The organism is Yinghuangia sp. ASG 101, from assembly GCF_021165735.1.
Lineage (GTDB): Bacteria > Actinomycetota > Actinomycetes > Streptomycetales > Streptomycetaceae > Yinghuangia.
On record NZ_CP088911.1, the window covers coordinates 670,684 to 691,475 of the forward strand.

General features: G+C 72.9%; 16 protein-coding genes and 2 pseudogenes. 10 read left to right on the forward strand and 8 right to left on the reverse strand.

All coding sequences use genetic code 11. The features are described from left to right. Positions 1-38 precede the first annotated feature (38 nt). The 4 genes from LO772_RS02585 to LO772_RS02600 form a co-directional block, all read right to left on the reverse strand. The gene (locus LO772_RS02585; RefSeq protein ID WP_231776676.1) at positions 39-1,244 is read right to left on the reverse strand and encodes a hypothetical protein; all 1,206 of its coding nucleotides are present in this window, start codon (positions 1,242-1,244) and stop codon (positions 39-41) included. Next, positions 1,241-1,936, reverse strand: a complete 696-nt coding sequence (locus LO772_RS02590; protein WP_231779408.1) for a YqcI/YcgG family protein — start codon at positions 1,934-1,936, stop codon at positions 1,241-1,243. The genes LO772_RS02585 and LO772_RS02590 overlap by 4 nt, the downstream gene beginning before the upstream one ends. 201 nt (positions 1,937-2,137) lie before the next feature. Then, entirely contained in the window at positions 2,138-2,743 is a 606-nt protein-coding gene (locus LO772_RS02595; RefSeq protein ID WP_231776677.1) for a deaminase, read from the reverse strand. A 9-nt stretch (positions 2,744-2,752) separates the two neighbouring features. Further along, positions 2,753-3,805, reverse strand: a complete 1,053-nt coding sequence (locus LO772_RS02600; RefSeq protein WP_231776678.1) for a radical SAM protein — start codon at positions 3,803-3,805, stop codon at positions 2,753-2,755. A gap of 763 nt (positions 3,806-4,568) precedes the next feature. On the opposite strand from LO772_RS02600, the gene LO772_RS02605 reads away from it, so the two are divergent. Then, positions 4,569-4,994, forward strand: coding sequence for a (R)-mandelonitrile lyase (locus LO772_RS02605; protein WP_231776679.1), 426 nt, complete (start codon positions 4,569-4,571; stop codon positions 4,992-4,994). A 37-nt stretch (positions 4,995-5,031) separates the two neighbouring features. Here the strand turns inward: LO772_RS02605 and LO772_RS02610 are convergent. Continuing rightward, a pseudogene (locus LO772_RS02610) lies at positions 5,032-5,264 on the reverse strand (alpha/beta fold hydrolase); the annotation flags it as partial. Here LO772_RS02610 and LO772_RS02615 point away from each other — a divergent pair. From LO772_RS02615 to LO772_RS02635, 5 genes are all read left to right on the forward strand, one after another. Continuing rightward, positions 5,152-6,060 carry an ROK family protein gene (locus LO772_RS02615; protein ID WP_443089357.1) on the forward strand — a complete coding sequence of 303 codons (909 nt, stop codon included), beginning with the start codon at positions 5,152-5,154 and terminating at the stop codon, positions 6,058-6,060. The pseudogene LO772_RS02610 and the gene LO772_RS02615 sit on opposite strands and share 113 nt — an antisense overlap. 184 nt (positions 6,061-6,244) lie before the next feature. Then, positions 6,245-7,486 (forward strand): N-acetylglucosamine-6-phosphate deacetylase, encoded by a 1,242-nt coding sequence (gene nagA, locus LO772_RS02620; RefSeq protein WP_231776681.1) that lies wholly within the window; start codon positions 6,245-6,247, stop codon positions 7,484-7,486. 508 nt (positions 7,487-7,994) lie between these two features. Then, a complete protein-coding gene (locus LO772_RS02625; RefSeq protein ID WP_231776682.1) occupies positions 7,995-8,537 on the forward strand; it encodes a hypothetical protein in 543 nt (180 codons plus the stop codon). A gap of 146 nt (positions 8,538-8,683) precedes the next feature. Further along, the gene (locus LO772_RS02630; protein WP_231776683.1) at positions 8,684-9,700 is read left to right on the forward strand and encodes a sterol desaturase family protein; all 1,017 of its coding nucleotides are present in this window, start codon (positions 8,684-8,686) and stop codon (positions 9,698-9,700) included. Positions 9,701-9,932: 232 nt separating this feature from the next. Beyond that, positions 9,933-11,285: a phosphatase PAP2 family protein gene (locus LO772_RS02635; RefSeq protein ID WP_443089358.1), complete on the forward strand. Its 1,353-nt coding sequence runs from the start codon at positions 9,933-9,935 to the stop codon at positions 11,283-11,285. A 79-nt stretch (positions 11,286-11,364) separates the two neighbouring features. Here the strand turns inward: LO772_RS02635 and LO772_RS02640 are convergent, their stop codons facing one another. After that, a complete protein-coding gene (locus LO772_RS02640) occupies positions 11,365-12,849 on the reverse strand; it encodes an MDR family MFS transporter (protein WP_231776684.1) in 1,485 nt (494 codons plus the stop codon). Positions 12,850-13,117: 268 nt separating this feature from the next. On the opposite strand from LO772_RS02640, the gene LO772_RS02645 reads away from it, so the two are divergent. Next, complete coding sequence (locus tag LO772_RS02645) at positions 13,118-13,732, forward strand: TetR/AcrR family transcriptional regulator (protein ID WP_231776685.1); 615 nt, start codon at positions 13,118-13,120, stop codon at positions 13,730-13,732. Positions 13,733-13,748: 16 nt separating this feature from the next. On the opposite strand, the gene LO772_RS02650 is transcribed toward LO772_RS02645, so the two are convergent. Together LO772_RS02650 and LO772_RS02655 are read right to left on the reverse strand one after the other, a co-directional pair. Further along, a complete protein-coding gene (locus LO772_RS02650; RefSeq protein ID WP_231776686.1) occupies positions 13,749-14,612 on the reverse strand; it encodes an amidohydrolase family protein in 864 nt (287 codons plus the stop codon). Positions 14,613-14,719: 107 nt separating this feature from the next. Further along, positions 14,720-15,481, reverse strand: a complete 762-nt coding sequence (locus tag LO772_RS02655) for an SDR family oxidoreductase (protein ID WP_231776687.1) — start codon at positions 15,479-15,481, stop codon at positions 14,720-14,722. A gap of 278 nt (positions 15,482-15,759) precedes the next feature. Here LO772_RS02655 and LO772_RS02660 point away from each other — a divergent pair, with 278 nt between their 5' ends. The 3 genes and pseudogenes from LO772_RS02660 (at position 15,760) to LO772_RS02670 (ending at position 20,790) form a co-directional block, all read left to right on the forward strand. Next, positions 15,760-17,403: an AMP-binding protein gene (locus LO772_RS02660; protein WP_231776688.1), complete on the forward strand. Its 1,644-nt coding sequence runs from the start codon at positions 15,760-15,762 to the stop codon at positions 17,401-17,403. A gap of 109 nt (positions 17,404-17,512) precedes the next feature. After that, on the forward strand, positions 17,513-19,144 hold the full coding sequence (locus LO772_RS02665) for an AMP-binding protein (RefSeq protein WP_231776689.1): 1,632 nt from the start codon (positions 17,513-17,515) through the stop codon (positions 19,142-19,144). A 188-nt stretch (positions 19,145-19,332) separates the two neighbouring features. After that, positions 19,333-20,790 (forward strand): annotated as a pseudogene (locus LO772_RS02670) (aldehyde dehydrogenase family protein). The last annotated feature ends 2 nt before the right edge of the window (positions 20,791-20,792 follow it).

The following is a 20,792-nucleotide window of genomic DNA, read 5'->3' on the forward strand; positions in this document are numbered from 1 at the left end:
TACGGGGACGTGGCCGCCGGGCGCGCTCGGCCGCGGCGTCAGGCGGCGATCCGCAGCCCGGGGCCGCGGCCGGTCAGGTCGGGCAGCCGGTCGCCGTGGCGCCGGGCGGACGCGTACGCGCGGTGCAGCCTGCCGCCGCGGTGCAGCCGCACGCTGTCCACGTCCTGGAGCGGGCCGATGCGGAACCGGGGGTCGTCGGGCCGGGCGAGGTCCCGGGGGTCGACGGTGTCCAGGGGAACGGGCGCGCCGTCGACGAACAGGCGCGGCTCGGCGGCGGCGTGGAGGTGCAGGTCGTGGGTGTCACCGACGGCGAGCACGCCCCGCGACGCCCACGCGCGGTGGCCCAGGACGGCGAGCACGCGGTGGCCGCGCACGTCGCACAGCTCGTCGGGGCCGAAGCCGCCGACGTGCGCGGCGTCGGGACGGGCGGTCTCCAGGACGCGCAGCGCCGCCGCGGTGAACCGCCAGCGGCCGACGGCCTCCGGGCCGGGGGCTCCGGTCCACGCGGGGCGCCCGGCCGGGCCGCCGGCGTCGGCCCACAGGTCGATCTCGGCGACGGCGCCGCGGAATCCGCGACGCGGGTCGAACTCCCCCAGGACGCCCGCCTGTCGCTGGTACTGGCCGACGACGAGCGTGCCGCCGGACGGGAGTTCCGCGCCGGGGGCGACGGTGCGTACGGCGGTCGGGGCGGTGAGCGGGGGCGGGGGTGTCCCGGCGGCCTCGGCGGTCACGCGCGCCGGGCCGTCGTCCTGGTAGAGCCGGGCCTCGCCCGTGGCGGAGTCCCACGCGACGGCGATCCGCTGCCACTGGGCGTAGTCGAGGTGCCCGCCGAACACCGCGGCGTGCCCCGCGAGTTCGAGGGCGAGGCCGCCGTCGCGCCGTTCCCGCAGGGCGAGCACGGTGCCGCGGCCGGGCGCCGCGTAGCTGAACAGGGTGGTCTCGACGTCGCCGCGCAGCGGGCACACGTCGAGGACGACCGTGAACGCGTGCGCGGGGAAATCGGAGAGGTTCTCCGCCATGACCCATTGGCGGGGCTTGGCGGTGCGGAACGGCAGGGCACCAACCGGGTCGAGCAACAGCCCGTACCGGCCGCGCGCGGAGCGGTATTCGACGACGGGGAGCACGGCGGAGCGCGGTCGCGGCCGGACGGTCGCGGAGAGCCCGGCGGCCTCGCCGAGCGCGAGTCCGGCCAGATCGGTCGTGTCGGCCGCCGCCCACGTGAGCCCGCCTGCCGCCGCGCTCACGGGAACACCGCCGGTGTCTCCCACCAGCGCACCGGCCGCGTCCCCGCGAGCGGCCGGACCACGCGCCACGCCTCGTGCGGGTGCGAGCTGATGCGCGGGTCGTAGGCGCGGTCGTGCCGGGCGTAGTCGGCGCGGATGCGCTCGCGCACGGCGGGCGGCAGCACCGTCTCGCCCGGCCGCAGCACGCGCCCGAAGGAGTGCCGGGGTTGCAGGACGACGTACGTGTGCTCGGCCCCGAAGGCGTGGCGGGAGTGCGCCGGCGGGTAGCACGGCGCGAACGTGTTGACGAACATGGGTTCGCCGCCGAACGCGAAGCACCACGGCAGCGTCTCGATCTCGCGGTCGAGCGAGCGCTCCCCGGCCGGGTCGTGGTCGCTGAGGTGGCGCAGCACCGCGTGTGTGCTGCGCGCGAGCGACGGTACGTCGCGGCCGAAGCGCGGCCCCGCCAACTCGATGACGAATCCGTCGAGTTGCTCCGCCCGGGAGCGGTCGACGAAGTCGCACAGGACGGGCAGGGTCGCGTCGAGGTTGTCGTGCGCGGTCCCCGCCGGGTCCCACGCGGGGCTCCCCCACAGGCGGGACGAGGGGGCGTAGACGCAGTGCGTGCCCCGGGCGACGGCCGCGAAGCGCGCGAGGCAGGGGGCGGGTTCGGGGGGCGGCCGGTTCGTCGCGGCGTCGTCGGAGCGGGTCATCGAGGTCACGGCCACTCTTTCGGTGCGTCGTGCGGCGTCGGTGCGTGAAGCGGGCTCGGGTGCGCGAAGCGGGTGCCGGTGCGTGGTGCGGGCGCCGGTGGGTGGAGCGGCGTCGGTGCGTGAAGCGGGTCCCGGTGGGGGGTGCGAGTGCCGGTGCCCGGGTGCCGGTGGGGTGGTGCGGCGTCGGCCCGTGATGCGGCGTCAGTGGCGCATCACCCGGTCGTTCAGGCGCGTCTCCGTCGCCGCGAAGATCTCCGCCGCGATCCGGCGCAGCCCGACGGCACACGTGGCCGGCCCGAAGACCTGTGCGGGGACGCGCCCGGAGGCGAGCCGCCGCCAGTAGGGCGGCAGCCCGTCCATCCGCGTGAGCATGCCGCCGTCCGGGTCGGGCGCGAGGTAACGCACGTCCCTGATCCCGGAGTTGAGGAGGCGGACCGTGCACATCGGGCAGCACTCCAGCGACGTGTGCAGCACGGCGCCGCGCCCCGCGTCGGGCTCGGGGAACCGGGCCTCGAACCTGTCGAGGGCTTCCGCCTCCGCGTGCGCCGAGGTGTTCCTGCGCGGCCACAGCAGCCGGTTGCGGCCCTCCGCGACCACCGTGCCGCCGCGGACGACGACCGCGCCGACGCCGTAGTTGCCCTCGTTCGCCGACACCAGGGCCAGGACGCACGCCAGCCATCCGTACGCGTCCTCGGCTCCGGCCGGGTGCCCGCCGCCCGCGAGCCGATCCGCCAGGGCGGCGATCCGGTCGTCGGTCGGCTCGAGGTCGTCGAGGAGCGCGCGTCCGCGCCACACCGCTTCGTCCACGGTCGTCCCTCAGCCCTTCGCGGCGGGCGCGAGCGCCGACTCGCCGGCGTCGGCCAGGGGCAGCAGGTGGCGGCGGGAACCGACCGAGCCGTCGCTGTTCATGAGGATGCCCTGCTTGACGAGCCCGCTGCCGAAATCCTCCCGGCCGCGGTACGTCATCTGCTCGTCGGACAGCCCCTCCGAGGTCAGCCCGAGGTAGACGGCGATGCCCTGCGCGCGTTTGCGCTCCGCGAGCGCGATGACGTCCGACAGGCGGGGCGGCCGGTACTCGGCCAACTCCTCGACGCGGCGTGCCCATTGGGTGCCCCGGGCGACGTACATCGGGTTGAGGCGCACGGTCAGCGGGACGCCGCGCGCGGCACAGTGCTCGTGCAGGTAGTCGACGGAGGCCTCGGCCTCGGCCCACGCCTCCTTGTCCGACATCGTGGGCTCGGGCTTGAACAGGACGTACGCGGTCAGCTCGCACCCGGCCTCGCCGGCGACGTCCAGCCCGCGCAGGAACACGTCCAGCGGTTCGCGCTTGCCGAGCACGCGTTCGCGCAGGTCCTCGTCGAGCGTTTCGAACCCGGTCAGGACGTCGAGTTGTTTGCCGCTCGCGGCGGTGAGTTCGCGGAGCCGTTCCGGGCGCAGGAACTCCAGGCGGCTTTCCAGGATCAGCTTGCGCACCCGGGGAAGCCTGCGGACGGCCCCGGCGATCCGCGTGAGCGCGTCGGCCGGAAATGTCGTCTCGTCCAGGACGGAGCCCTCGTTCGCGACGGACACCCGCTCCAGGACACCGATCGCGTGCTTGTTCTCCTCCAGCACGTATCGGAACTGCGCGAGGACCGCGTCCTCGGGTATCCACTCGCGCGAGGATTTGAACGGCAGCGCGCAGAATTTGCACTGGTAGCGGCAGCGCTTGGTGTTGAACAAGATCGCGAGATCCTGCTCTCCGAGGAAATTCCGGTGCAGGAAGAAATGCGGTCGGTCGGGAGCGGGCGCGGGTCCGCCCATCGGTTTCGGCGGGCCGAAGGAGCGGTACAGACCGCCGACGAACTCGTCGAGCGGCACGGACGAGGACATGGGTTTTCCTTACGTCGCGATGGGATGGTCTCCGGTCACGCGTCCGGCAGGCGGTCGGCGGCCGGGAGGGGCCCGGGCGCGATGACGCGGGCATGCCCGGCCGCCGGACGCCGCGCGGGTACGCGACCGGTCTCCCGTACGACACCGGCTCACACGCACACGTCACCGTCGGTCACGATTGCGGACCATGCCACTTCCGTACTCCTCGAAAAGACTGGGACTGGGAGTGGACCGGAAAGACCGGAAGAAAACCGGAAACGCCTCGGTCATTGCGAGGGAATGCGCGCGGGCAACGGAGTCGACGGGACGTAAAAACGTACCGGGCCGGGCGGGCGGATTGCCGCCTCGATTTCCATACGCGCCCGCATTCGAAATCGGGCGCTTCCGAGCATCCCCTTTCTAACCGTCGAACCAGTTGCCGTCAACAGCCCGCCGCACGGATGTCCCGGCGACGCGAAGAGATGTCCGGTTCCTGTCGCCCGCCCGCCGAAAACAGTGGCCGGGCACGCCACCGGCCCGGACGCGCACGACGTGTGGTCGTCCGCCGTGCGGTGGCCCGGGCGGGACCGGTGTGGCACGCAAGCGGGTGACATTCCGTCGACACCGGACGCACGCCGCTCCGGCCCGCGCGAATCCGCCTTCAATGACCAGGGTCCCGCCCCGGGTCTCCGGGCGACGACGTGATCGCGTCCGTTCCGACCCCCTGACCGCTCCCCCGCACCGCGGCTCCGCGACGGGCCGCCCCGCAGCCCTGGAGAACACCGTGCAGCACACTCCGGCCACGCCCACGCGCAAGGCCCCGGCGCAGCGCTTCACCGGCGACGTCTACCTGAACACCATCTCCACGCCCACCGACCCCACGCACCTGGCCGCCGCGCTCGTACGCTTCACCCCCGGCGCCCGCACCAACTGGCACTGCCACGCGCTGGGCCAGGTGCTGTACATCACCGAGGGCATCGGCCTCGTCGGTACGCGCGACGGCACCGTCGTCCGCGTCGCCCCCGGCCACACCGTCACCTGCCCGCCCGGCGAGGACCACTGGCACGGCGCCACCGACACCCATCTGATGGCCCACATCGCCATGGTCATCGGCGACCACACCACCGACGGCACCACCTGGCTGGAACCCGTCACCGACGACCAATACGCCGCGGCATGCCGAACCGCACACACGACGCGCGAAAGCTAGACCGTGCCCCGCGGACGCCGCCGCCGCCGGGGAATCTCAGGTCGGGGCGCCGCTCCGCGAGCGCGGTGCCGATGTAGCCGCCGCTGGAGCGGCGACGGTCACGGACCGCAGGCCCAGGTCGTCGAACAACGCCGCCACGCCCGCCGCCTGCGCGGACATGTCGTACGACGTCGTGGGCGGCGACTGCCCGCAGCCCGGCAGGTCGACGCGGATCACGTGGTGGCGCGCGGCCAGGGCCGGGACGACCGGTCCCCACGACGTGGCCGCGCTCGTGGCCGACGTCGCCGACGAACTCCGGGGCGAGGCACGGCGTTTGGGGCTGATGCCGCGGGCGGTCGGGGTCGTGGCGCCCGGCATCGTCGACGCGGCGGGCGGCACCGTGGTGTGGGCGGCCAACCTGGACTGGCGCGACCTGCCGTTGCGCCGCATCGTCCACGAACGCGTCGGGATGCCGGTGGCGTTGGACCACGACGTCCGCGCGGGCGGGGTGGCCGAGGCGCGCATCGGTGCCGCGCGCGGCACCACCTCGTCGCTGTTTCCGGCGCTCGGCACCGGCGTCTCGGGCGCCTTCACGACGGACGGCCGCGCGTACGCCGGAACACACGCACGCGCCGGGGAGATCGGCCACATGGTCGTGCGTCCAGGCGGCGCCCGGTGCGGCTGCGGCGGGCGCGGCTGCCTCGAAACGGAGGTGTCGGGCCCGGCGGTCGCCCGCAAATACGCCGAGGCGGTCCCCGGTGCCCGGGCCGGCGCCGCCGAGGTCGCCGCTCGCGCCGAGGCGGGAGACCCGGTGGCCCGCCGCGTATGGCTCGACGCCGTCTCGGTGCTCGCGGACGCCGTTCTCGCCGCGCAACTCCTGCTCGACACGCCCCTCGTCGTGATCGGCGGCGGGATGTCGCGGGCCGGCGAAACGCTCCTCGGCCCCCTGCGCGACTTGCTCGCGGAACGCGCGACCGTGCAGCATGTGCCGCGGATCGTCCCCGCGGCACTCGGCGACACGGCCGGATGCCACGGTGCGGCACTGCTCGCGTGGGACGCGCCGAACGACGGGGTGGTGGCCGGTTGACCGTCCCGCTCGCGACCACGACGCGGCCCCGGCGCGTGCCGCCGGGCCTCCCCCGCGCCGCCGAACGCCCGCCCGGAGGTTTTCCGTTGACGTCCGACACCGGCGCCCCCGGCCGACACCGCCGGCCCGGTGCCCCGGCGCGACGCGGCGCACACCACGGCACGGCACGCCCCGGAGGTTCCCGATGACGGTGGGTACGCGGCTGACCGGGGCGAGGGTCGTCCTGCCGGACGCCGTCCTCGAACGCGGCGTGGTCACCGTGGCGGACGGGCTGATCACCGGTGTGGCCGCGGGCGACGGACTCCCCCGCGAACCGCGCGAGCGGCGCCGCGAGGAGTCCGGGCCCCCGGGCGCGGACCCCGGCCGGGACGACGGCGCCACGACCGTCGACCTGGCGGGCCGGTGGCTCGTGCCCGGCTTCGTCGACATGCACGTGCACGGCGGCGGGGGTGCGTCGTACCCCTCCGGCGATCCCGAACAGGCCCTGCGCGCCGCCGCGTTCCACCGTGCGCACGGCACGACGACGACCGTCGCCTCGCTCGTCACCGCGACACCGAGCGACCTCCTGGACCGCGTCGCCGCGTTGGCCGACCTCGTCACCGACGGCGTGCTCGCCGGGCTGCACCTGGAGGGGCCGTACCTCAGCCGCGTGCGCTGCGGCGCGCACGATCCCGCGCTGCTGCGCCCGCCCCACGCCGCCGAGACGGACGCCCTGCTGAGGGCGGGGCGCGGCACCGTCCGCATGATGACCCTCGCGCCCGAACTCCCGGGCGCCGTCGACCTCGTGCGCCGACTCGCCGACGCGGGGGCGGTCGCCGCGATCGGGCACACCGACGCCGCGCACCACCAGACGCGCGCCGCGCTCGACGCGGGTGCCACGGTCGCGACGCACCTGTTCAACGGGATGCGCGGCCTCCACCACCGCGAGCCCGGTCCGATCGCGGCGCTGCTCCGGGACGGCGGGGTCGTGGTCGAACTCATCAACGACACCGTCCACGTGCACCCGGACGTCGTGAGCCTGACGTTCCAGGCGGCCGGGGCCGCGCGCGTCGCGCTGATCACCGACGCCATGGGCGCGGCCGGGATGCCCGACGGCACGTACGCCCTGGGCCCCGTCGCCACCCGCGTCGACGGCGGCATCGCCCGCCTGGCCGGCACCGACACGATCGCGGGCAGCACCCTGACCCTGGACCGCGCGCTGCGCAACGCCGTCCACGGCGCCGGCCTGCCGATCACCGACGTCGTACGCGCGCTCACCGCGACGCCCGCGACGGCGTTGGGGCTCGCCGACCGGGTCGGGGCCATCGCCCCCGGCAAACGCGCGGACCTCGTCGTCCTGGACGCGGACCTGCACGTGGCGGCCGTCATGCGCGGCGGCCGATGGGTCGAGCGCCCGGGCGCCCCGGACGCGCCGCGGAGCCCTTGACGGCCCGCACGACACCGGTCTTTCCCGTTTCCGGCCGCCGCGCTGTCGGCGCCGGAATTGGAACGCGAATTCGGGGCGCGCCACTCCGACTCGCTGCGCACGTCCACGACACCCTCTTCGGTACGGTGGTGGACGCGACGACGGCCGGATTCCACTCCTGGTGGCCGAAGTTCACCGGGAGAATGCCCGACGAAAAGCTCCGCGGAATCCGCTTCCCGCTCGCGTCGACCGGGTCCTGTCTCCTCCGCTTTTCCTTTTCCCCGTTCTTCCCCACGACCTGAAGAACACACGAATACGGCACCCAGGTGACCGCGAACGCCCTGTGGGGCCAAGGGCGTTCCCTCGAACGGGCGACCTCGTGCCCGCCGCGCCACAACTTCACCCCGATGCCGCGCATCCGCGGCGTATCCCCCGCGTGCGACCCGAACGGCCCCGTGGCCGCCGCGCGGGAGGCCGCCCGCGCCCGATCCGGACCGGGCGCGGCCCCGGAGCACGAAGGAGCCAACGCATGCCGCACCCCGTCCTGGCACTCGGGCTCGCCGCCGTGACGGCGGCGGGTGGTGTCTGGTACGTCCCCGCGCTCGGCGACCTGCGCGCCGGCGACGACCGCCCGCTCTCCCGCCGCCTCCGGGCCCGCGCGTGCGTGACCGGTTGGGGCACGGGCGCCGCACTCGCGGTGGTGCTGCTCGTCGTCGATACGTGGCCGCCGCCGGCGGCGACCGCGGGCCTGGGCATCGCCGTCACCGCCGTCCTGGGCCACGAGGCCGCCGCGCAACGCACGCGCGAGGAACGCGAGGACGCCGCCTGGCGCCCGCCCGCCCCCGGGCCGACAGGCGCACCCACCCCCGACGCGCGGCGCACCGTCGCCGCGTGGGTCCTGTCCGGCGTCGCGGCGGCCACCACCGCCGCCGTCGCCCTGACGCCCGTCCTCGGCGCGGCCCGCGGCTCCGCCGTCGCGCTCGCGACGGTCGCCGCCGTCCTCCTCGCCGCCGTCCTCCTCGCCGCCGCCGTGCGCGGCCAGGCGCGGCGCCACCACCGCAAACCGCGCTGAACGCCCCCCGCGACGACGGCCCGTCACGCACTGACGGACCGTCACGAAAGGGCGCCCCGGAGGCGCGCGGCACCGCGCCGCCCCCACGCGTCCACGTGGCCCACAGGGCCGTTTACTGCATTCGAGGACCGGACATCGGAGGTCGCATGACCATCACCCCCACCCCCGAAACCGCGCCTCGGCGCACCGGTGCCGCCGCCGCGCTGGTGCGCTACGGCTATGTCCCGCTCATGCTGCTCGGCGTCAACGGCGCCGCCATCGCCCTCATGGCCGCGGGCCGCTCGAAGGCCTGGCTGCCGGTGCTGCTGATCCTCGCGATATCCCTGTCCTTCGCCGCCGAACGCGTGTTGCCGTACCACCGCCCGTGGAACGCGCCGCTGGGCGACCGTGGCCGCGATCTCGCGCACGCGGTCGTGAACGAGGGCCTGCCGCTGCTGTCGCTGGCGACGTTCCCCGTCATCGCCCAGCTGACCACCGCGGACGACAAGTGGCCCGACGACTGGCCGTTCCTCCTCCAGGTGCTCTTCGCGATCCTGGTCGCCGACGCGGGTCTGACCCTCGCGCACTACGTCAGCCACAAGTCCGCCGTGCTGTGGCGGTTCCACGCGGTGCACCACAGCGTGAAGCGCTTCTACGGCTTCAACGGGCTCATGAAACACCCCCTGCATCAGAGCGCCGAGACGCTCGCGGGCCTCGCGCCGCTGCTGATCATCGGCATCCCCGTCCCCGTGGCCGGGGCGCTCACCCTCGCGGTCGCCGTCCAACTGCTGCTCCAGCACTCCAACGCCGACTACCGCGTGGGGCCGCTCAAGCAGATCCTCGCGCTCAACGAGGCCCACCGGTTCCACCACCTGAAATGGGCCGGGATCGGCGATGTCAACTTCGGCCTGTTCACGCTGATCTGGGACCACGTGCTGCGTACGCACTCCTACGATCCGCACCGGGCGTTCACCAGCGACGACCTGGGTATGGCGGCCAAACCGCACTTCCCCGTCCGCTATCTGGCCCAGTTGGCCGAGCCGTTCCGCGTCGGACGGACCGCCACCGGGCCGCCGGTCGACCCACCGGCCGCCGCTGTGCCCGGCGCACCACCCGGCGCCCGGCCCGACGCACTCGCCGACGCGGCCCCCGAGACCGCGGCCCACCTCACCGGTCGGCGGTGAGACGGCGGGCGAGCCGACCGACCACACGACCGAAAGCCGGCCCCGCGGAAATCGCGGCGGCCGGCTTTCGCACGTCCGTCCAAATCCCGAGATCACGGATACGCGAAAACCACCCCCTGACCTCCGATAATATGTCGAGCCCATCGCCCTGAGAGCCGTCCTTCGCAAGAAAACCCAGCACTCCAGCACGAAGGGTGATTTATTCTCCGAACCCTGGCAAATCGACCAAGTGATGACATTGACACTACTGAATAAATTTCCGCGAATACCCCGCGGAGCCGTGGCCGCCGTCCGGCGCCGGTCGCGTGTGATCCTGTGGGGCGCGGCGACCGCGGCGGGACTGGGCTTTCTCATCGCCCTCGAAATCATCGCGCGCGGCTACGGCTCACCGGGGCCGATCACCGAGCAGGCGGAAGAGGTGATCGTCGCCCCGCACTCGGGCCCCCTGCTCTACGGCGGCCTGGCCCTGATGATGGTGGTCCTGACCTGGCGGCAACGCGCCGTCGCGCTGGGCACCGCGATCGCCATCGACCTCGTCTTCTGGTTCGTGCGATGGCTGGTCGACGCCGAGATGAACTACGGCAACGGCGCGCTCTGGGTGATCCTGGGCTGCGCGGTCCTCGCCGTCACCCGCCGCACCGGCCGGGACCGCGTCCTGCTGCTGAAGGGCGTCGGGCTCGGGCTGCTGCTGGTCGCCGGGCACAAGACCGGCGCCACCTGGCTGCTCATCACCTCGATGACCCGCCCGGACGTCCTCGACCAGTACGTGGCGACCGCCGACCTCGCCCTGGGGGCCCCGTCGTGGCTGGTCGGCGAGATGGTCGACGCGTCCGGACCGGTCGGCGAACGGATCCTCGGCTCGGTGTACGGCCAACTCCCGCTCGCGGCGGCCCTCGTCGCGTTGTACCAACTGCGCCGCGTGGCGGTCGACGGCCGCTTCCCGGGCCACCACCTGGTCCGCACCTTCCTGGTCATCGGCCTGCTCGGGCCCGCCGTCTACATGATCTTCCCGGTGGTCGGGCCGGTCTTCGCGTACGGCGCCGAGGGCGGGCACTGGGCGGTCGCCAACATGTGGCCGAACACGCCCCCGCCGATCGGCACCCCGCACCCGTTCCGCTTCGACGAGATCACCCCGCGCAACTGCATGCCCAGCCTGCACACCGCGTGGGCGACGACGATCTTCGTCCACTCGCGCGAGGGCTCGCGGCTCATCCGCTTCGCGGGAACGTTCTGGCTGGTCGCCACGCTCGCGGCGACGCTCGGCTTCGGCTACCACTACGGCGTGGACCTCGTGGCCGGCGTGGTGTTCGCGCTCACGGTCGAGGCGGCGATGCGCGCGTTCGACCGCGGCTGGGACCAGACGGCGGCCCTGCTGGTCGCGTACGGCGCCGCGGTGTTCGCGGCGATGCTGCTGTCGTACCGCTATCTGCCGGTGGAAATGGCCCGGCGCCCCTGGGTGTTCGGCCCGCTGCTCATCCTCGCGATGGCCTCGGTCATCCACCGCTACATACGCACCACCAGGCAGTGGGACCCCAAGGCGACCCCGCTGGACCCCCTGGGTCCGCCCCGGCTCCTGCCCGCGTGAAAACCGACGCCGCGCCCCGATGCACGCATCGGGGCGCGGCGGTTGCCGTCGGGCGCGCTCGCCGCTTCGGGCGGCGCGGTCAGTGGACCGGGACCGGTTCTCCCCCTGCCGGGGTCTTGCCTCCGCGTACCAGGAAGGAGGTCAGGACCGCCAGCGCGCCGAGGCCGGCGCCCCACAGGAACGCGTCCTGGATGCCGGTGGCCTGGGCCTCGACGGCCGAGTGCCCGGAGTCGGCGCTGCTGTTGGCGCCGCGGGTCATGACCGTGATGAAGAGCGCGGTGCCCGCGGCCCCGGCGAACTGCTGGAGCGTGTTGAGTATCGCGCTGCCGTGCGAGTACAGGTGGGCGTCCAGCGACCCCAGCGCCGAGGTCATGAGCGGCGTCATCGCGAAGCCGATGCCGATGCAGGCGAGGATGTGGGTGGCGATGACGTACGCGAGGTGGGTGTCCGCGTCGATCGCGCCCATCATCCCGAGGCCGATCGCCATGATCACCGTGCCGGGGATGACCAGGGGCCGCGGGCCGAAGCGGTCCGCGAGCTGCCCGACCACCGGGCCGAACACGCCCATCGCCAGGCCGCCCGGCAGCAGGATCAGACCGGTCTTGAGCGTGCTGAGGTCGCGCACCTCCTGCAGGTAGAGCGGCAGCAGGATGAGCGCCCCGAACAGCGCCGCCATCGTGACGAAGAGCAGCGTGACGCCGACGACGAACGAGCGGGTCATGAACGGGCGCAGGTCCAGGAGCGCGGCTTCCTCGCGCTGCAGGCTCCGCTGCCGCAGCACGAACAGCGCGAGTGACAGCGCGCCGATCACGAGCGGGATGGCGGGGTGCACCGGCGTGTGGCCGCTCGCCGATTCGCCGATGCTGCTCAGGCCGTAGATCAGGCCGCCGAACGCGACGGCGGACAGCAGGACCGACAGCGCGTCGAACCGAACGGAGCTGGGCTCGCCGGAGTTGCGGACCATGATCGCGCCCGCGACGACCGCCAGGACCGCGATCGGCAGCACGCTCAGGAACAGCCAGCGCCAGCTGAGGGAGTCCAGGATGAGCCCGGAGAACGTCGGGCCGACGGCCGGCGCGACGGCGATCACGACCGACACCAGGCCCATCGTCCGGCCGCGCACGGCGGGCGGCACGAGCGTCATGATCGTGGTCATCATCAGCGGCAGCATCAGCGCCGTCCCGGACGCCTGGACGACGCGGGCGACCAGCAGCACCCCGAACGCGGGCGCGAGGCCCGCGAGCAGCGTGCCCGCGGCGAACAGCGAGGTCGCGGTCAGGAAGACGGCCCGTGTGGAGAACCGCTGGAGGACGAGCCCGGTCGTCGGGATGACCACGGCCATCGTGAGCAGGTAGCCGGTCGTCAGCCACTGGGCCGTCGTCGCGCTGACCGAGAACTCCTCCATGAGCTTCGGCAGGGCGACGCTCATGACGGTCTCGTTGAGGATCATCACGAACGCGGCCATGATCGGCAGGGCGATCGCGATCTTCACGTGGCGGGGCATCGCCGTATCGGTCTCGGCGTCCCCCTTGGCCGTCTCTGCCAGGCCGGCGCTGTGCTCCACGGGAGTGCTTGCCCTTCGTCGTCCGTACGAGCGTGTCCGTACGTGGTCGGTCCTTGCGTACGAGGTCGGAACCGGCGCGCCCGCGCGGGCGGCCCCCAACCCCGGGTTCTTCAGTTTATGTCTTTGGTGTCAGTTACTGTCAAAGCAACACGGGGTTCCCTCGGTCACACCCCGCATCCGAGCGCCGTTCCCGCGGGACACGCGGCGCCTCGAGCATGCTCGAATTTGACAGTCTCTGCACTGTATTTCAGCTGCTAACCTTCACGTCATGAGCAGTTTGCGCGAGCTGTCCCGGCAGGCCGTGCGCACCCGCATCGCGGAGGCCGCGGAGGCGCTGTTCCTGGCGAAAGGGTTCCACGAGACGACGGTCGACGAGATCGCCGCCGCCGTCGGCATGTCGCAGCGCAGCTTCTTCCGGTACTTCGCGACGAAGGAAGACGTCGTCCTGGAGAAGTTCGACCGGCAGGGCGAGGAGCTGTTCGCGCGCCTCAACTCGCGCCCCCTCGACGAGCCGGACTGGGACTCGCTCCGGGCCTGCTTCGACATCCTGGTCGCCCGCCTCACCGACGACGCCCGGCAGGACCGCGTGACGCAGGAGCTGATCGAGAGCTGCCCCGCACTGCTCGCGGCACAGTTGGCACGTGTCAACCGCCTCCAGGAGCAGTTGGCCGAACGCCTCGCCGCCCGCGCCCTCGCCCGCGACCCGGACGCGTTGCCGGACACGATGGTCCTGCGGGCGCTCGCGGGTGCCGCGTTCGCGTGCCTGTACGCGGCCACCAGCCACACGCTGCACGACAGCGACGACTGCTCCCGGCTCGGCGAACGCCTCGACCACACGATGGGGGCGCTGCGGTCGCTCGGCTCCGTCGGCGCCGCGCGCTGAGCCGACCGCTCCGGGGTCAATAGCCGATCGCGGGGGGAAGGGGACCGGACTCCAGCCGGTCGAAGAAGAAGCGCTGGGCGTTGCCGTACAGGTAGTTGTCGCGCACGTCGTCGGGGAGATCCAGCCGCATCGCCTCCCCGATGGTGCGCGTGATGGACAGGACCGGGGCGTCCGACCCGAAGATGATCTTGCCGCCGCCGCGCGTGCGCATGTAGTGCAGCAGCGACTCCGGCAGGTACTTCGGCGCCCAGGCCGACGTCATCAGGTGCAGGTTGGGGTACTTGAGCATGAGCCGCACGGCGGTGTCCCACCAGGGGTCGGCGCCGTGGATCATGCAGAGTCTCAGCTCCGGGAAGCGCACGCAGACGCGGTCGAGATGGATCGGGTTCTGCGCCTCCCCCGCGATGGGCGGTCCGGGCAGGCCGGTGTTGAGGCAGAGCGGCAGGTCGAGTTCGCAGCACTTCGTGTAGAGCGGGTAGTACACGGCGTGGTCGGGCGGGTACGCGCCGTCCCCCCAGAAGGCCGGGCCCACCGACGCGTACGCCACCGGATAGTCGGCGATGAACGACTGCAGCAGCTTGAGCGAGGGCATCGGCCTGAGGAGGTCGAGCCCGCCCACGGTCAGGGAGAACCGGTCGGGGCGCGCCTCGACGAAACGGATGGACGAGCTGTCCCGGTCGCGCACGTTGCCCGTGACGATCGCCCGCCGGACCCCGTTCGCGTCCATCTCGTCGAGCACCTTCGCCATGTCCCACGGGCCGAAGACGGAGTCGTCGCGCCGGAAGTACTCGTTCTTGACACGCCGCATCCAGTCGGGCTGCTCCTTGTCCCCGAAGTGGACGTTGATCAGGCAGTCGTGGGCGCGTTGCGGGCTGGACACGGATCGGCACCTCGGGGACTCGGCGGCAGCGAACGGCAGCGATCGGCAGCGATCGGCACAACATATACATATAGAGAATTTCGGGCCGTGTACGGCCCCGCGGCCCCTCACTTGGGTGCGAACCGCTGGCCCCCGTCCAGGCGGATCGTCTGGCCGTTGAGCATCGGGTTCTCGACAATGCCGACGGCGAGGAGCGCGAACTCCTCGGGCCGGCCCATGCGCTTGGGGAACGCCGCGTCCTTCGTCAGGACCTTCTCGTACTCCTCGGGGATGCCCGCCGTGAGGCCGGTCTGGAACAGGCTGGGGGCGATGGCGTTGACGCGGATGCCGAGTGAGCCCAGCTCCCGGGCCATCGTGAGGCTCATGGCCGCGACGCCGCCCTTGGCGGCCGTGTAGCCGATCTGGCCGATCTGGCCCTCGAACGCGGCGATCGAGGCGGTGTTGACGATCACCCCGCGTTCGCCCTCGGCGTTCGGCTCGTTTCGGCTCATCCGCCACGCGGCCAACCGCGCGACGTTGAACGTGCCGACGAGGTTGAGGTCGACGATCTTCCGGAACTCCTCGATGGGCAGCGGCCCGGTCTTGCTCAGGGTGCGCCCCGGGGTCGCGCCGCCCGCGGTGTTCACGACGGCGTCGATCCCGCCGAGCGCGGTCACCGCGGCGTCGAGGACCGCTTCGAATCCGGCGAAGTCCGTGACGTCGCAGGCGTGGAACGTCCCGTCCAGCCCGGCGGCGACCGCCTCCCCGTCGCTCGCGGCACGGTCCAGGATCGCCACCCGGCCGCCCCGTGCGCGGATCAACTCGGCGGTGGCGCGGGCCATTCCGGATGCCCCGCCGACGACGACCGTGCGCAGTCCCTTGAGTTCCACGTCGAGCTTCCTCTCGTGCGACCGAGAAAGAAATCAGAATCCAACTCTGGAAAGCCCGTCCGTTCTATCGCTAGAGTCGCGCTGTCCGCAAGGCCGGGGCGGGAGCGCTCCGTACGGGCGGCGCGCGTCCGGCCCCCGCTCCGCACGGGCTTTCGGGCCGCGGTTCTCCGTCCGGCCGACCGTCGCGGCACACCGCCGGCGATCGGTCCGCCGTCGCGGCGCCCTCACCGGCACGACCCCGACCATGTACGCGAGTTCCCCGGCGCCGAGGAGTCCGCATGGCAGCAGGCGAGTGGTCCGTCCCCGCGGTTCTGGACGTCGTGGCCGACGCCGCGCCCGATCGCGACATGCTCGTGTGGACCACGGTCCGCCGCACGTACGCGGAGGTTCGCGAGCGCACCCGCCGTCTCGCCGGCTTCCTCGGCGGCCACGGGCTGGGCGTGCGGCGCGAGCGCGACGTGCTCCGCCGCTGGGAGTGCGGCCAGAGCACGGTGGCGATCCTGCTGTCGAACTGCCCGGAGTACCTGGAGACGATGATCGGCGCCTTCCGGGCGCGCGCGGTGCCGGCCAACGTCAACCACCACTACGCGCCGCGCGAGATCGGCGCGTTGCTCGACCAACTCGACGCCGAGGCCGTGGTCTACCACCGACGCCTCGGACCGCTGGTCGCGGCGGCGGGCGGCGCGGAGGAGCGCCTGCTGATCGACGTGGACGACGGCTCCGGTGTCGCCCCGCTGCCCGGCAGCACTCCGTACGAGGAAGCGCTGGCCTCGGCGGCCGGTGCCGACCGTCTCCCGGTGCCCTCGCCGGACGACCTGTACCTCGTGTGCACCGGCGGCACCACCGGGACTCCCAAGGGTGTCCTGTGGCGGCAGGCCGACCTGTACGTATCGTGCGCGGGCGGCGCCGAGAACGCCACGCGCGCGTCGATCGGGGCGATCGCCCGGCACGGGGCCGGGACGTGGTTCGCGGCACCGCCGCTCATGCACGGCGCCGCGCAGTGGACGGCGTTCGCCGCGCTGCACAACGGTGCGACGGTGGTCCTGCACGACGACGCGAAGGCTTTCGACGCGCGCGGCATTCTCACGACGATCGAGAAGGAGCGCGTCTCGATGATGTCGATGGTCGGGGACGCGTACGCCCGTCCGCTGGTGGAGGAACTGCGCGCGGGGGCCTACGACTTGTCGTCGCTGGTGCGCGTGGCCACCGGTGGCGCGACGACGAGTGCCGCACTCAAGCACGCACTCCTGGAGATGCTGCCGCGGGTCACCGTGGTCGACGGCTACGGGGCCTCCGAGACGGGCGGCATGGCGTTCGGCGCGTCGACGCGGGGCAACGAGGCGCGCGGCTTCAGGCCGTCGTCCGGCGCCGCGGTGCTGTCGTTCGACCGGACGCGGCTCCTCGCCCCCGGCGACGACGAGATCGGCTGGACCGCGCGGGTCGGCCGCACCCCGCTCGGCTACCTCGGCGACCCCGGAAGGACCGAGGAGACCTTCCCCGTCATCGACGGCCGGCGCGTCGCGGTGCCCGGCGATCGCGCGAGACATCTGGCGGACGGCACGATCGAGATGCTGGGCCGCGACGCCATGGTGGTGAACACCGGAGGGGAAAAGGTCTTCGTCGAGGAGGTCGAGGAGGTGCTGCGGCTGCACCCGGGCATCGCCGACGCGCTCGTCGTCGGCCGTCCCAGCGAACGCTTCGGCCAGGAGGTCGTGGCCCTCGTGCGGCCGGTTCCCGGCGCGTCGCCCTCCGGGCGCGAGATCCGCGCGTTCGTGGCGGACCGGATCGCCCGGTTCAAGGCGCCGCGCGCGGTGCTGGTGTGCGACCGGATCGGGCGGCACGCGACCGGAAAGGCCGACTACACCTGGGCTCGCGAGGCCGCCCGCGACGCGGTTCCGGTCGGCACCGAGACCGTCGCGTAGCGGGCCGCGACCGGTTTTCACCGGCGGACGGCACCGCATCGCACTCTCATGGCCCTCCTATATATCTAGAGGTATCATGCCCGGCGACGGCGAGAACCAAGGAGAGCACGTGGGCGACGGCGTGTGGAGCAGTGCTCCCCGGCACACGACGACCGAACTGCTGGTGCGACGGATCGGGCAGGACCCGGACGGGCCGTACCTCGACGTATGCGGCACACCGCTCACGGCGGCCCAGGTCGGCGACCGGGCCGCGCGCCTGGCCGGGTCGCTCGTCGCGCTTGGCGTGACACCCGGCAAGCGGATGGCCATGCTCATGGACAACTCGCCCGAACTGCTGGTCGCGTGGTGGGCGGCCCAATGGGCGGGGGCGGTGGCGGTGCCCGTCAACACCGCCTACAAGGGCGAGTACCTGCGGCACCAGCTGCGCGACTCGGGCGCCGAAGTCCTGCTCGTGGGCGCCGACTTCGCGGAACGCGCGGCGGCGGTGTCGGGCGGTCTCGACGACCTGCGCCACGTGGTGGTCACCGGTACGGAGCCGCCCGTCTTCCCGGGCACCGCCGGCCACCGCCTGGACGACCTCGGCACCGGGGCACCGCTCGCCGAACCGGTCCCGCGCCGCCCGTCCGACCTCGCCACGTTCATCTACACCGGCGGGACCACCGGCCTGTCGAAGGGCTGCATGCTCAGCCACAACTACCACGAGGCCCTCGCCCGCCAGATCGGCCACAGCTGGGGCCGCACCGCCGACGACGTCATATGGACGCCGCTGCCCATGTTCCACTACAACGCCTTGGTCACCGCCGTGGTCGGCACGCTCGTGTACGGCGGGCGCGGGGCCGTCCACGGGCGGTTCTCGGTGTCGAACTTCTGGCCCGAGATGAACCGCACCGGCGCGACCGTGACGTCGACGCTGGGCACCATGGCGTACCTGCTGGCCCACGACGTCGACCGCCCGGAGATGCCGCGATCGGGCGCGCCGCAGGCGAACACGTCGCTGCGCCTGATGGGCGCGGCGCCGCTGCCGCCCGAGGTGGACGACGTGATCCGGTCGCGGTTCGGGATCGACACGTTCTCCGGCGCGTACGGCGTGACCGAGGCGAGCCTCATCTCGTGGCAGCCGCCGGGCGTCCGCAACAAGCCGGGGGCGGCGGGCGTGGTCAACACCGAGTACTTCGACGTCCGGATCTTCGACGACGAGGACAACGAACAACCGCGCGGCACCGACGGCGAGATCGTGATCCGCCCCAAGCGCCCGCACGTGATGTTCGAGGGCTACTGGGGCCGCCCCGAGGTCACCGTCGAGGCCGGTCGCAACTGGTGGTACCACACCGGCGACATCGGCAGGATCGACGAGGGCGGCTACCTGTACTTTGTCGACCGCAAGGCCGACTACCTGCGGCGGCGCGGTGAGAACATCGCCAGCTTCGAGGTCGAGCGGATCCTGATGGGCCACGGGCAGTTGGCCGATGTCGCGGTGCACGCCGTGCCGAGCCGCCTGACCGAGGACGACGTCAAGATCACCGCGACGCGGGTGGCGGGCTCCGGCCTCACCGAGGACGAGCTGTTCCGCTGGTGCGTCGACGCGCTGCCGTACTTCGTGCTGCCGCGGTACATCGAGTTCCGCGACGAACTCCCCCGCAGCCCGGTCGGCCGCGTCCTCAAGCGCGAACTGCGCACCGAAGGCGTCACCGGCGCCACCTGGGACGCCGAGGCCGCCGGCATCACGTACGAGAAGCGCTGACGTGTCGGCGCGGCCCGGCGGGCGGTCCGGGGAGTCCGCCCGGCCCTCACCGCCCCGGCTCCGGCGGTCCCCGGCCCTCTCGCCGGTGCCGGCCGCCCTGCCGCATCGCCGCGCCGACGCCAACCGGCGTACGAGCGGCGGCCTTTCGTCCTGTGCGTCCTCGCGACGCCTGTCTTCCGGGAGAACTGATGCACGAGCAGCGCCTGTTGATCGACGGACAGCTCGTCGGCGCGGAAGGGGAACGCGTCTTCGACAACGTGAACCCCGCCACCGAGGAGGTTTTGGGGGTGACGGCGGACGGCTCGCGCGCGGACATGGAGCGCGCGGTCGCCGCGGCGCGTACGGCGTTCGACCGGTCCGGATGGGCGCGGGACCCCGTCGGCCGACACAAGTCGCTGCTCGCCCTCCAGGCGGCGCTGGAAGGCGAAGCCGAGAACCTGCGCGGTGAGTTGGTCGCCGAGGTCGGGTGCCCGGTCATCACCACGTACGGCCCGCAGCTGGACGCGCCGCTGCGCGAGGCGCTGCGGTGGCCCGCGGAGCAGATCGCGTCGTTCCCGTGGAAGCGGTCGCTGCCCGACCACGACGCCTTCGGCATGGGCCCGTCCGCCCGCGAGGTGTGGAAGGAGCCGGTGGGGGTCGTCGGGGTGATCGTGCCGTAGAACTTCCCGTTCGAGATCCTGCTCAACAAGCTCGGCCCCGTCCTGGCGATGGGCAACACCTGTGTGATCAAGCCCGCCCCCGACACCCCGTGGAACGCCACCCGCGTCGGCCGGCTCATCGCCGAGCACACCGACATCCCGCCGGGTGTGGTCAACATCGTGCCGTCGTCGGACCACCTGGTCGGCGAGGTGCTGTCCACGTCCCCGCTGGTCGACATGGTCGCGTTCACCGGGTCGACCGCGACCGGCCGCCGGGTCATGCGGGCCGCCGCGGAGACCGTGAAGCCGACGTTCCTGGAACTGGGCGGCAAGTCGGTGAACCTGGTCCTGGACGACGCCGACTTCACGCGGATGATCCCGGGCGCGGCGATGGTGTGCATGCACGCGGGGCAGGGCTGCGCGATGCCGACGCGGCTGCTCGTGCCGAACTCCCGCTATGACGAGGCGGTCGCGATCGCGGCGGAGGCGTTCAAGGACGTGAAGTACGGCGACCCGACCGACCCGTCGGTGCTGCAGGGCCCGCAGGTGTCGCGCCGCCAGCAGGAGCGCGTGCTCGCGTACATCGGCAAGGGCCGTGCGGAAGGCGCCCGCGTCGTCGTCGGCGGCGGGGTCCCGAAGGACCGCGAACGCGGCTACTTCGTCGAGCCGACGCTCCTCGCCGACGTCACCCCCGGCATGACCGTCGCGCGGGAGGAGATCTTCGGCCCGGTCCTCGTCGTGGTCGGTTTCGACGACGACGAGGACGCCGTGCGCATCGCGAACGACTCGGTCTACGGCCTGTCCGGCGCCATCACCTCCGGCGACCGCGACCGCGCGACGGCCCTGGCACGCCGCATACGCACCGGCACGCTCGGCATCAACGGCGGCGTGTGGTACGGCGCGGACGCCCCCTTCGGCGGCTACAAGCAGTCCGGCGTCGGACGCCAGTGCGGCATCGAGGGCCTGGAGATCTTCACCGAGACCAAGACCGTCGCCTGGCCCGCCTGAGG